Source organism: Acinetobacter sp. RIT698, assembly GCF_009668065.1.
GTDB classification, from domain to species: Bacteria; Pseudomonadota; Gammaproteobacteria; order Pseudomonadales; family Moraxellaceae; genus Acinetobacter; species Acinetobacter guillouiae.
Map to the genome: position 1 here is coordinate 135,503 of NZ_WJYH01000004.1, position 13,241 is coordinate 148,743.

Consider the following 13,241-nt stretch of genomic DNA (forward strand, 5'->3'; position numbering starts at 1 on the left):
TGATCATGCAAAGAATTTATAGAATTGGTCAAATCGTACCCAGTTCCAATACCACGATGGAAACTGAAATTCCAGCGATGTTGAAAGCACGTCAACTGATTCGTCCTGAAACATTTACCTTTCATTCTAGCCGTATGCGGATGAAACATGTCAAGAAAGAAGAGCTTGTGGCAATGGATGCGCAGTCTGATCGTTGTGCTTTAGAACTTTCAGATGCCAAGGTGGATGTCTTGGGATATGCCTGTCTGGTTGCGATTATGTCCATGGGCATCGGTTATCACCGTGAGTCAGAAAAACGTCTACATCAAGTCACGGTTGATAATGATGCTGCAGCGCCTGTAGTCACCAGTGCGGGGGCTTTGGTTGACTGTTTGAAACTGATGAAGGCGAAAAAAATCGTTGTTGTTACGCCGTATATGAAACCCTTAACTGAATTGGTGGTGAATTACATTGGTGAAGAGGGTTTTGAAATCTTAGATTATGTGGCCTTAGAAATCGCTGACAACATTGCTGTTGCACAACATGATCCTGCTCAATTACCCAACATTGTGCAAAAGCTGAATTACCAAGATGCAGATGTGATTGTGCTTTCAGCATGTGTACAAATGCAGTCACTTTCTGCAGTCGCTAAAGTTGAGGCACTCACGGGTAAGCCCGTGATTTCAGCGGCAATCGCAACAACCTATCAGATGCTTAAAGCAATGGATTTAGAGCCGATTGTACCGGGTGCTGGTGCATTGCTCTCTGGCGCATATGCATAAGGAGTGTGGAATGAAGCAACAATCCCTGAATGATAATTATCAAGGTGTGTGGGGAAATCGAATTGGCTTTGGCAAGAAACCTGTGCTGTTGTTGGTCGATTTTATCCAGTCTTATATTACAGCATCTGAGCCTTTATATGCGCCAGATGTGATTACCGCAGTTCAAGAAACTGAAGCGGTTTTAGCACTGGCACGTGAACAGAATATTTTAGTGATTCACACCAATATTCTTTATCACGCTAAAAATCAAATTGACGGAGGAATGTGGGTAAAAAAATCACCTGTAATGGCAGCGATGACGGTGGATAATTCAGCCACTCAATTTTGTCCACAAGTTCAACCACTCGACACTGAATTGGTGATCACTAAAAATTATGCAAGTGCTTTTTTTGCAACAAGTTTGTCATCGGTTTTAAACGCTGAGGCGATAGATACCGTGATTATAGTGGGCTGTTCGACCAGTGGGTGTGTTCGCGCAACAGCAGTGGATGCTGTGCAACATGGATTTAGAACCATTGTGATCCGTGACTGTGTTGGGGATCGTCATCGTGAACCGCATGAAGCCAATCTGTTTGATATCGATAGTAAGTATGGAGATGTTGTATCAAAACAAGAAGTCTTGAATTATTTCACTCAAAACAAAAATTGATGACTGATACAACTAAAAATTATGGATGTTAGGGTAATAAAAAACCAAGGATAGAATGGTTTTTGGTGATGCATTAAAACAAAAGAGAATGTGCAGATCATCAGTGACATAAAAGCTTTGTTCATTTTGTTCTAAGTATTACAAGAAAAACAACTCACTTGGTTTGTGATCTAAAGGAGTTAGATATGTCTACCAGTGTTGTAAAACCACAAGAAATTTACCCTGAACAAGAGGTTCAGGTTTATAAAAAAGTGATTTGGAAACTGATTCCATTCCTGTGTTTCTGTTATATCGCAGCCTATTTAGACCGAATTAATGTCGGGATTGCCAAATTACACATGTTAAATGATGTGAACTTGAGTGAGGCTGCGTTTGGGTTAGGTGCAGGACTTTTTTTTGTTGGCTATATTATTTTTGAAGTACCCAGTAACTTGGTTCTGGAAAAGGTCGGCGCAAAAATTTGGATTGCGCGCATTATGATTACATGGGGGATTCTGTCTGGTTTAACCATGTTTGTGACGACACCGATGCAGTTTTATGCGCTGAGGTTTCTGCTCGGTGCTGCGGAAGCAGGCTTTTTACCCGGGGTTTTGTATTATTTAACCACGTGGTTCCCAACATATTATCGCGCTAAGATCATTGCCTTATTTATGATTGGTTTACCTTTGGCGGTGATTATTGGTAGTCCGCTTTCAGGTTGGATCATGACCACCTTTGATCAAGTTTATGGCTGGGCAGGTTGGCAGTGGCTGTTCTTTTTAGAGGCACTTCCAAGTGTGATCTTGGGTATTTTGACATTTAAAATGTTACCGAATCACTTTTCTAAGGCCAAATGGCTCAATGATGCTGAAAAATCAATCCTTGAAAAAAATCTCAATAAAGATTTAGAAGGCAATGACTCTGCTAAACAAAAGCATAGTTTTAAAGATGGATTTTTCAATACCAATATCCTGAAACTCGGTGCAATTAATTTTTCGATGTTGCTGTGTACCTATTCTATGGGCTTTTGGTTGCCGACATTTATTAAAACCACTGGGGTCGCCAACTTATTAAATATCGGTTTACTGGTTGCCATTCCAAGTATTGTTGGTTTGATTGCAATGTTAGTCATTGGGCGGAGTTCAGATAAATATAGAGAGCGTCGTTGGCATATGGTCGTACCATTTATTTTTGGTGCAGTCGCACTGTTTTTAACCACAATGTTTAGTACCAATATTGTCATGACCTTGATTTTGTTCTCGATTGCTGCGATTGCGACCACAGGCACCATCCCCGTGTTCTTTAGTCTTCCTGCAACTTTTTTATCAGGAACTGCGGCGGCGACAGGGTTTGCACTGGCGTGTTCTATTGCCAACATTGCCGGCTTAGTCAGTAACACTTTGGTGGGGTATGCCATTCAGATTACCGGTAAACCAGAAGGCGCACTCATCGTGTTCTCAGCATGTTTATTGTTGAGTTGCTTCATTGTGCTGTCTTTGCCTAAAACTTTAGTAAACAAATAAATTAAAAAAATTGAATGGCAATGCGTTCGGGAGAACAAATTGCTGAGGAGGTTCTCATGTTAAAAATTAAATATTTAGGATTAATCATATCGAGTTTGATCTCATTTCAAGCCTATGCCAATGCACAACCTTCACCGTTCCAATGGGAAACTGAAGATGGTTTAAAACAATTGAAATTAGGCGGTTTTGTCCGAACCAATTATCGTGATGAGCGATGGGAAAGCCCCAATAATGGCAAGTTTTTGTTTGATAATGCTCGTTTAAATATTAAGGGTAAATATGACCAATTTTATTTGGATGTAAGTTATGCCTTCCAAAGTGATCATAAACGTTCTGTTGAACATGGTTTTGTCGGCTATAAGCCTGATGACAATAATGATTTTCAGGCCGGAATTATTTATAAGCCTTTTGGAATTTATCCATTCCCAGAGCATGCCTGGACTTTCCCTATTCCATTTTTCTTAGGATTTGCCGACAGTGTAGCACCGGGATTGAGTTGGAAAAACACCTCGCCAACCCATGATTTTAGCGTGGCGTATATGCCAATCATGAGTCCAGGCAATATTCGTTACTCGCCTGAGTCTGGTTCGGCGGATAAATTGGATAATGTGCTGCCTCACCAACAACAATATCTTAACGAAAAAAGAAATCAGCTCAATCTACGTTATGCCCATAAAATGGATTTGGAATTTGGTAAACAGGAGTTTGGTGTGAGTGGGGCATATTCACAATTGCGTAATAAAGCGACGGATAAAAATGGCGATTATTATGCATTTGGAGTGCATGGCTTAAACAATTACGAAAAATGGAATGTGCAAACTTCAGCGATTCGCTATAAATATGATGCAAAAAACCCAGAGGGTTTAAATAATGATCAAATTTTAATGCAAGCGAATGGTATAACACCTGCTTATTTTGTCGCAGCTGAAGGGACGATTGGTTCATTTAATATCGGTTATACCCAACCTGTGCAAACCAAGTATTTTCCGAATTTAAAAACTGTAAAATTCTATAATGATTATAGTGTGTTATGGAAAGACAAAGCCGGCTGGGATCGCTCGCAAATGGACACCTTTGGAGTGCAGTTTAATGCAATGCCTTTCTTAATTTGGGTGGACGGAAGTGTCGGGAAGAATGTCAATGTGTTGGGTGGGGCTAAAAACTCAACTGGCTATACCTCGACGAATTCGGACTATAGCAATGACTGGAAATTTAGGTGGAATATCAACGTCGGATATAACTTTTAGTCTTGACCTATGAGGGAATAAATGGAATTGACAGCCAATAATCTGGTCGAAGCAGTGATTTTAAATCGACATTCTGTGCGTGCATTTACAGATCAGGCTGTAGATATTGAGATCATTCAAGATCTACTGCGAAAAGCCAGTCATGCACCTTCTGGAACCAATACGCAACCTTGGAAAGTCTATGTGGTTCAGGGCAATAGCAAATTGAGGATTAGCCAACAAGTGATTGCAGCGGCGGATTCCATTTATTCTGGTCAAAGTTCAAGAAGCGAATTTAGCGCCCCTTATCTTTATTATCCTGAGCAATGGTTTGAGCCGTATATCAGTCGTAGACGGGAGAATGGTTGGGGGATGTATGCTGTACTGGGCATTAGCAAACAACAACGACAGGAAATGCATCAACAACACCTTCGAAATTTTAAGTTTTTTGATGCGCCTGTCGGTTTATTTTTTACCACGCATCGTCAATTAGAAGCGGGCGCAAAAATGGCGATCGCCATGTTGATGCAAAATATTATGTTACTTGCAAAAGCGCAGGGCTTAGACACCTGTCCCCAAGCATCATGGAATGATTATCATAAGATTATTATGCCAATTTTAGGTGCTACAGATGACGAGCAGTTGGTCTGTGGCATGTCTCTAGGCTATGCCGATGTGAATGAAAAAATTAATTCTTTTCATCCCTCACGACTCAGTCTTGAAGAGTTTGCTGTATTTTTACAATGAATAAAAATAAAGAGATATCATCTGATATCTCTTTATTTTACTAAGTATAGATCTTAAAGTATGGCAGCGCTTAGCTGACTAACTTTTGGGTTTGTTTATTTTGAATATTTTTGGCTAATTTATAACATTCATCTACATGCGCTTCAGCAACTTTTTTCATCACAATATAGCCTAAACTTGCTGCAATGATTGAGCCACCCAATGGGATAAACTTGGTCACTTGTTTGGTAATGATTTTAGCTGCCATATTATTTAATGATGCCTTTACCGCAGTACGCGCAACCACTAAACCAGAAAACTCAAAACCACGTTTGCGTAATTCATTCCAATGAATTTTCTTGGTTGCAGGATCATAAACACTGATTTGATCTGGTGCTAAACCAAAGCGGGCATTGATTTCAGGAATTAGAAGCGACAGCATCCCGACATCAATCACCACATCTAAAAACGGAACAGGAATCACTGCGACACCAGCAGAGACATAAGAGCGCTTTTTCACTTGCTCCAAGCATTCATCACGAATTTGTTCTAAGTTTAAGCTTGGATCGATTGCGTCTGGAAGTTTATCAATTTTCATAAAACAATTACCTTTGTTTCAAGCTTTTTCTCATATTTTTGAAAATGCATGTTTAAGCTTGAAATTGTGAAGTTATTTCCAAATAATGTTTTAAAAATGCCATAGTATGGTGTTGTTGTATAGTGGCGAATGTTTATGTTTTGTGCATAAACGTAGACAATAGAAGATTGAAAGTTGAGGGATTATGGCCATTCATGTGATTCAAAGCCAACGCATTGATGTCTTGGTGCAAGGGCTTTTGCAAAATACCATTCGGCCATCCAAAAATCCTTTTGCAGTCTTGCAAACACAACATTTTATTGTCCCAAGTCCTGCGGTACAAGAATGGTTGAGCCAACGTATTGCTGAACAACAAGGCATTAGTGCCAACAGTCAATTTCATCAACGTATTCGTGGTTTTCAGTGGTTTGCTTATCAACAAGTTTTAGATGACAAAGACAAAGTCCGTAAAGCCAATATTCCGCGTTTGATTATGAAGTGGCGAATTTACCAAACGTTGAAAAGTTTTATTGAGCAGGATGAAAATAGCTTAGCCCAAGATCATCCTTTGCATGGCATTATCCAACGTATTTATGATGCAGCCTCGCAACTGGAACAGGGTTTAGAGAAGCAACTCAAAAAACAAAGTATGTTGTATTGGGTCTCTGAACAAGTGTCAAAATTGTTCAGTCACTACATGCTGTATCGTGGGGACTGTCAACGCGGTTGCCAACAGAACAATGGACAAGCATGTAGTTGCCCAAGCAATTGGTTAGGGCAGTGGGGACGTGGTCAAGCACTTAACCTCGAACAGCAATTCTTTAAAACCAATCAACAAATTTCAGCATTTACTTTAAATCAGGCACAAGAGCTGGAAACTTGGCAACGTTGGTTATGGCAACATACATTTCATGACGATTTTATTGAAATGCAAAGTATTGATCATGATTTTTGGCAAATCATGGATGATGATGTACAACGCCCTCAAGCGTTAAAGAAATTACCTAGCCAGCTGATTATCTTTACTTTATTGGATTTACCACCGAGTCAATTACAGTTTTTAAGACGACTGGGACAATATTTGGATGTGGTGATTTTACATTACAACCCATCACAAGAATATTGGGCTGACAGTGTCGATCCAAACTGGAAAAAACAATATGACTTACGGGTAAAGGCGCGTTTTGTCAGTAAGTATCCCAAAGCGACCGATGCAGATATTCAAAAGTTTTTTGATGAATTTACTTTGAATTTTAATGCAGAAATTCGTGAATCACGACATCCATTATTAACCCGTTTTGGTAAACAAGCCCGTGATCACTTTTCGATCTTGTCTAATCTGTCTTCAGGTGAAGAAGGACAATGGGTAGATGCCTTTGTCGATGAAGAACCGATTCATTTATTAAGTAAATTACAATCAGATATTCTGTATTTGGTTGAGCCTGAACCGCATGCTTATCCAATTGCCAAAATGGATGACTCGATTCAAATCCATGTGTGTCATTCGTCTTTACGACAGCTTGAAGTGTTAAAAGACCAGTTGGTTGCTTGGCTGATGAAAAGCACTGTTGAACAGCCACATCGGCCAAGTGATGTTTTGGTGTTAGTGCCAGATTTAAAACAAATTGAACCACTTATTCGCAGTGTATTTCCGCATACACCAAACCAAGACAGTATTTATTTGCCAGTGAAGATTGCTGGAGTAACGCAACTGGATGCCAATAACGCTTGGCGAGCCGTTTTAGGCCGTATTCAATTGGTTGAAGGTCGTTTTAGCGTTGAGGATTTTGCAGATTGGTTAAGTTTAAATGCCACGCAATTACGTTACGCTCTGGATATTTCAAATACAGAAAGAATGATTGAGCTATTGATCAATGCTGGGTTTAAACGTGGTCTAGATGCACAACATTTACGACGATCTTTAAGTCAGGATGATGAAGATTTTCGTTTTAGTTTTAAATTTGCTCTTGATCGTTTGGCTTTAGGTATTGCGATTCCAGAGCATACGATTTTTGAAAATACCCTAAGTTATGCCCAAATTTTGCAAAGTGATTTTGAGTTAGTGGCTAAACTGATTCAGATTTATCAAGATTTTGATGTGCGCCGTGACTGGATGATTGCGCATGAGTTGGGGAAAAATACCACGTTAAAATGCAATGTTGAGGCGTGGTTAAAACTACTGATGCAAGACATTGTTGAGTTTGAACAAGCCGGTGTTGAGTCGTTAAAAGTCGTACGTGAAATTGTCAAAAAACAAGAGCGTATGCTGACTTTAGCCAGTTTTTATGATGAACATGCGCAACCCATCCTTAAAAATATTTATTTACCTTTACCCTATCTATTGAATGAGATTCAAAATTTATTAGAAGGTCAAATCGATCAGGCTTTACCGACAGGTCAGATTACCTTTAGCCAAATTGGCCAGATTCGTCCTTTGCCTTATAAGTTGATCGTCCTGTTAAATTTGGATGGGGGTAAATTTCCAGATCGAAATGTACATTTACACTTTGATTTGATGCAAATTCTCAAGCCGCAGTTGGGGGATCGCTCCCGCCTAGATGATGATCAAGGCGCTTTCCTCGATGCTTTGTTATTGGCGCAGGAAAATCTATGGTTATTCTATAATGGCTTTGATGTGAGTGATGGTGAAGTTCGTGAGCCATCCAGCGTGTTACAGGAATTGATCAACCATATTGCCCTGATTGCCCAATCTGAAACGGCATTATCTACGGACAATAAAGATATCAGTCCTGTTGATCAGATGATTGAGCTTAAGGGGGTTCAAGTCCCTGAACATTTGCAGTGCTTATATCATATTCATACTTTACAACCTTTTGATCCAAATGGTTTTGAGTCAACAACACTGCTTCGTTTTCAAGATCAATGGTTCAATGTTGCACAACACATCCGTCAAGCGGAAATGCTTGCTAAACGTGAGGCTTGGGCAAATACACAATATCCTGTTGTTCAAGAAGAGCTCACTGTTTTGGATGCGCGACAGTGGATTCAAGATGTCACTTTCCCAGCACAGTTATATTTAAAAACTTTAGGCGTAGAGAATCTGCGCGCAGAAGATATTCCCGAAATGAACGAACCCTTAATTCTGGATGGTTTGGCACGTTATCAGATTCGAGATTTCTTACAGAAACAATCGGCTCATTCTGCCGAAGATAATTGGTCTCAAGAGATTGGATTACTGCAGAATCAATTACCCATTGGCAAGGTTCAGCACAGCGCATGGCAAACCAGTTTGGCGGAGCAAGACAGTTTAAAAGAGCGTTTACAGCGTTATGCTGCTGATGTGACGTTGACAACGCAACGCCAGTGGCGAATTGACGCTGGTTTGGTTATGAATATCACAGTACCTCAGCAAGCAGGGCAGCATTGGGTGAGTTTGGATGCGTCAAGTGGTCGTGCTAAACGTCGTGCCAAAGTTTGGTTAGAATATTTACTTTGGTTAAGCTATTTAAATGTCGATGCTGAAAAGTCTAAAACGCTACAACGTATTGCGGTATTTAGTGATGTCACGATTATCAGTACCGGGTTAAGTTCAGAACAGGCGAAAGCATATTTATTGCCGTGGTTTAAAGCATTTGCCTATGCCCAATCGGAACCTCTGGTTCTGCCTGCGGCTTTGTTATTAAAGCCCGCTGAAAATAATAAGCAGTTGCAATGGTCACTCGGGACTGTTGAAGGTGGCTTAGCTGAACATCGTTTAAATGAACATGGTTTAAATGCGGATACACAACATCATGTGGAAAGGATGTTGATCGATAACTTTGCAGATCTTTTAAATGAATGGAATAAAAGCGATGCGTTTCTACCTTATGATTTGACTGAAATGGAATGGAGTAAAAAGCATCGGGATTGGCAATTTATTTTGCAAGAGCAAGATGCGACCGCATTGTTAAAACATGCTTGTGATCATTTTGGCTATGCGTTGTATCAGCCGATTTATCAGCATCAATTTGTTGCGGAGGAATAAACATGACTTCCGTAAATTCACAGTTGCCGACAGCACAAAACGGCACAGCCAAAAAAGTTTCGATTCAGCCGATTGAAGATATGCAATTTTCTGGATTGCACTGGATCGAAGCTTCAGCAGGCACAGGTAAAACCTATACGCTCTCAAGCTTGATGGTGCGGATTTTTTTAGAAAAATACTTACCGAGCCAAGTCATTGCAACCACATTTACCCGTAAAGCTGCGGCAGAATTGAAAACACGTATCCGCTTACGATTACAGGAAACATACCGTTATTTTGATTCATGTCGAGAATTAACCGAAACGCAAGTCTTGACTAAAGCAGCCCAAGAGTCAGATCCATTATTTTCTAAAGTGTTAAAGATGTTTGCCTCACGGATTGCGTATGCCTGTGAACGCTTGAAATTGGTGATTGATCAACTGGATGAACTTTTTGTCGGGACTTTAGACAGTTTTAGTCAGAAATTACTGCGTGAGTTTGCTTTTGAAAGTGGCAAAATCGAGCGGGCTGAAATTACTGATGATGCGAAAAGTTATAGCCAGCAATTGATTCATGATGTACTTCGCGCATGGATTCAAAAACAGCCTCAAGATATTGTAGACAGCTTGATGTTTGCGGGCGAGTTACATGGTGTCGATTATTATGTTGCAACGGTGGAACAAAGCTTAAATTTTGCCTCGGCAAATTTTATTGAGCCTAAATTTTCCAATGCAGATGTTCAGCTATTTCAACAGGCGATTGAACAGCTTGCCAAGATTCAACTGGATCAATTGCTGACTTTGCAAAGTTATTATTTATTGGATGGTGAGTTTTATAAATTTGCGAATGGGACAAAATTTAGAAATGATCGATTGAATCGTATTTTTGCCAAGAGCTTGCCGCGAATTATTCAAACCCTACAACAGCATGACTATAAGCATTATTTAAGTTCAAAGCTGAGTGCTGAAAAGTCCGACTTTGCAACCCTGATTAAAGTGATTCGGGAGCAGCAAATTTTTAAAAAAGCCGCACCTGAAAATGTGCAATCCGATTTTTATCAACACACGCTTATTCAACAATTACTCAGTATTTATGCGCAGATTGAGATATATGAAAATCAACTGCTTGGAACCAATACATTCTTAAAATACTATTTGGCAAAAGAAGTTAAAACACGTTTACCTCAAGTGTTACAGCAAAAGGGTGAAACCACCTTTGCACAACAAATTCGTACCCTTGCAGAGGCTTTGCAAGGTGAACAAGGTCAGCGTTTTGCGACCTTTGTTCATGCGCGTTATCCACTGATTCTGGTCGATGAATTTCAGGACACCAACCAAGATCAAGATGATATGTTGGCACAAATTTGGCGGCATCCCAATCGTGTCAAACAGGGTTGTATGATCATGGTCGGAGACCGTAAACAGGCGATTTATGGTTTCCGTGGTGGGGACATGTTGACCTTTTTAAAAGCGCATCAGGATGTGTTTGGTAAAGCAGGGCATGAATATAATCTGATTTTTAATCATCGCTCAGTCAAGCCTTTGGTTGAAGTGGTTGATGCCTTATTTCAACGCCAAATGGATTTTGGTGAACAGGTCTGGTATACCCCAGTACAAGCAGGTCCTCGTCCGCATCCCGATTTACTGGATCAAGGCCATGTCAATCCACAGCCTTTAAGGTGGATCAAGCTTGAAGATAAAAATCAAGAAGCTGAACAAGTGGCATGGAAAATTCGCGAGCTACTCAATCAGGGTATTCAAGGTAGTTTATATTTTATTGAAAAATCAGTGCATCGTGCAGTAGATGAAAATGATATCGCCATCCTCTCTAAAAACCATGATGGCTTAGATAAAGCACAATCCGCGCTGGAATTTTTAGGGATTCGAACCAGTCGCCCCTTGAAAAAAAGTGTCTTTGAAAGTCAGATAGCAGGTGATGTTGGGGCTGTGCTTGCTGCAATTTTGCATCCTTATCATGAAGCCAAAGTAAAACGGGCTTTGTTAAGCCGCCTGATCGGCTTTGATTTAAAAGCATTGATTGCCTTGGAACAGCATGCTGATGGTTTGAGTGTTTATATTGAACTGTTCGATCAGATTCGTGAGCTGTGGCTCAATCAAGGGTTTTTAACAGCTTGGCAATATCTGCTTAACCAATTTTCTGTCTGGACAAAATTGGTGGAAAAACACAGTCGTGACAATGAACGTGTGGTGGTGAATTTACGTCATTTAACAGAGTTATTGAGTCAGCACAGTGAAGATTATCAAGGTGCACAAAATCTTTATCATTGGTATTTAAAACAACTGACTTCACCGATGGAGAGAGAGTGGGAGATGGAACGGAAACTGTCCAATGAGGCAGGGGTTCAGTTAATGACCATTCACCAATCCAAAGGGCTTGAGTTTAAGTTTGTGTTTTTATTGGGAGCCGATAAAGACTTTAAAGAGATCAATAAAACGCTGAATTTCTCGACCGTTGAACAGCTGAATGTACGAACAGGACAGAATGAACAACAGCGTGTGGTGGCAATCAATGATGCCAATCTACTCGATAAAAAAGACATTGAGCAGCACAATGAGCGCGCTTTAGCAGAACATCACCGGTTGTGGTATGTGGCATTGACCCGCGCCAGTTATCGGGTGTACGCGATGCTGAGTGATGTAAAGGAAAAATCTACAACAGGGCTGGCATTTTGGCGTGGTCAGGGCGCAAATACGTTTCAGCATACTGGAACTGCCATGCAAGCTTTATTGACCGAGCGCCCACCGCGTTTAGAAAAACCCAAGAGCGAAGTCCAATTGCCTTTACTTGCACAAGCCTTTCCTACCCAACGTTTTTATCCTCGAGGTAAAACCAGTTTTAGTGCTTTGGCTCAGCATTTAACTCGCCAACAAATTCAGGATGCTTTGGCCGTTTCTGAACAAAAACAGGATCGAGCAGAAGACGAAATTCAACAACCCATTGTTGAAATCATTACAGATGTAGTTCCCACTCAACCGCTTGCATGGATCAAAGCCAATTTCCCAATGGGTACAATTGCAGGAAATTTCCTGCATGAAATTTTTGAGCATATTGATTTTAAAGATACGCATTATTGGCGTTTGGAAATACGTCGTCGCTTTAAAAATGATTATTCAAGTTTATGGACGGAGTTACTGGAAAAATATCAGCAAGCATTTCTCAGCGACAATTCGAGTGAGGGTGTTTCTCAAGCAGAACATGCTGTGGAAGAGACGCTGATTGACTGGATGGCTGAGTGGCTACAGGATGTTTTATCTACTCCGATTCTCAGTCATTTTAAAATGGGGCAACTTGAACCACATGAGCATTTAGCTGAGTTTCCATTTTATCTGGCCCTTTCAGATCGAGTTTTGGCAATTAAACGTATACATCAATTGTTTGATGAGCATGCCATTGCAATGCCTGAGTTTAAAGATGCCAATTCAGCACGTTATTTAAATGGGTCAATTGATTTGGTGTTTTTTGATGGTCAGCAATATCATATCGCCGATTATAAAAGTAATTTTTTGGGTGTAGATCAGCAAAGTTATTCCTTTGACGCTGTTCAGGACAGCATGTCACATGCCAGTTATTGGCTACAGGCTTCTTTGTATTTGGTGGCATTGCATCGTTATTTGAAAACCCAGCTCGAAGATTATCAAATTGATCGTGATCTGGGAGGCGCAACCTATTTGTATTTACGTGGTATGAATGGTCAAAGTGGACAAGGTTACTACTTTTGGCGACCCACGACGGAATTTATTTTAAGACTTGATGCCATATTGGGCTATTTTACTGAGGATAAATCCAGTTGAATCGTGTGAATAGTTGCTTGAACA

Annotated in this window: 8 protein-coding genes; 7 read left to right on the forward strand and 1 reads right to left on the reverse strand. The window is 40.3% G+C overall.

The window, feature by feature from the left end; translation table 11 throughout:
- Window positions 1-5: 5 nt before the first annotated feature.
- The 5 genes from GJV03_RS03200 to GJV03_RS03220 all read left to right on the forward strand — a co-directional run bounded on the left by GJV03_RS03200 (window position 6) and on the right by GJV03_RS03220 (window position 4,885).
- On the forward strand, window positions 6-761 hold the full coding sequence (locus GJV03_RS03200; RefSeq protein WP_004725492.1) for a hypothetical protein: 756 nt from the start codon (window positions 6-8) through the stop codon (window positions 759-761).
- A gap of 10 nt (window positions 762-771) precedes the next feature.
- Entirely contained in the window at window positions 772-1,410 is a 639-nt protein-coding gene (locus GJV03_RS03205) for an isochorismatase family protein (RefSeq protein ID WP_105713846.1), read from the forward strand.
- 185 nt (window positions 1,411-1,595) lie between these two features.
- Entirely contained in the window at window positions 1,596-2,912 is a 1,317-nt protein-coding gene (locus GJV03_RS03210) for an MFS transporter (RefSeq protein WP_004725495.1), read from the forward strand.
- Between the two features lie 56 nt (window positions 2,913-2,968).
- On the forward strand, window positions 2,969-4,159 hold the full coding sequence (locus tag GJV03_RS03215; RefSeq protein ID WP_171287927.1) for a hypothetical protein: 1,191 nt from the start codon (window positions 2,969-2,971) through the stop codon (window positions 4,157-4,159).
- A 21-nt stretch (window positions 4,160-4,180) separates the two neighbouring features.
- Window positions 4,181-4,885: a nitroreductase gene (locus GJV03_RS03220; RefSeq protein ID WP_154129449.1), complete on the forward strand. Its 705-nt coding sequence runs from the start codon at window positions 4,181-4,183 to the stop codon at window positions 4,883-4,885.
- Window positions 4,886-4,955: 70 nt separating this feature from the next.
- Here the strand turns inward: GJV03_RS03220 and GJV03_RS03225 are convergent, their stop codons facing one another.
- On the reverse strand, window positions 4,956-5,462 hold the full coding sequence (locus GJV03_RS03225) for a hypothetical protein (protein ID WP_004725502.1): 507 nt from the start codon (window positions 5,460-5,462) through the stop codon (window positions 4,956-4,958).
- A 184-nt stretch (window positions 5,463-5,646) separates the two neighbouring features.
- Here GJV03_RS03225 and GJV03_RS03230 point away from each other — a divergent pair, with 184 nt between their 5' ends.
- A complete protein-coding gene (locus GJV03_RS03230; RefSeq protein ID WP_154129450.1) occupies window positions 5,647-9,426 on the forward strand; it encodes an exodeoxyribonuclease V subunit gamma in 3,780 nt (1,259 codons plus the stop codon).
- Window positions 9,427-9,428: 2 nt separating this feature from the next.
- On the forward strand, window positions 9,429-13,217 hold the full coding sequence (locus GJV03_RS03235) for a UvrD-helicase domain-containing protein (protein WP_154129451.1): 3,789 nt from the start codon (window positions 9,429-9,431) through the stop codon (window positions 13,215-13,217).
- Window positions 13,218-13,241 lie beyond the last annotated feature (24 nt).

Bases quoted from the DNA above. Each gene is read 5' to 3' on its own strand.
- GJV03_RS03200 (WP_004725492.1), top strand. From the start codon at position 6: ATGCAAAGAATTTATAGAATTGGTCAAATCGTACCCAGTTCCAATACC.
- GJV03_RS03205 (WP_105713846.1), top strand. From the start codon at position 772: ATGAAGCAACAATCCCTGAATGATAATTATCAAGGTGTGTGGGGAAAT.
- GJV03_RS03210 (WP_004725495.1), top strand. From the start codon at position 1,596: ATGTCTACCAGTGTTGTAAAACCACAAGAAATTTACCCTGAACAAGAG.
- GJV03_RS03215 (WP_171287927.1), top strand. From the start codon at position 2,969: ATGTTAAAAATTAAATATTTAGGATTAATCATATCGAGTTTGATCTCA.
- GJV03_RS03220 (WP_154129449.1), top strand. From the start codon at position 4,181: ATGGAATTGACAGCCAATAATCTGGTCGAAGCAGTGATTTTAAATCGA.
- GJV03_RS03225 (WP_004725502.1), bottom strand. From the start codon at position 5,462: ATGAAAATTGATAAACTTCCAGACGCAATCGATCCAAGCTTAAACTTA.
- GJV03_RS03230 (WP_154129450.1), top strand. From the start codon at position 5,647: ATGGCCATTCATGTGATTCAAAGCCAACGCATTGATGTCTTGGTGCAA.
- GJV03_RS03235 (WP_154129451.1), top strand. From the start codon at position 9,429: ATGACTTCCGTAAATTCACAGTTGCCGACAGCACAAAACGGCACAGCC.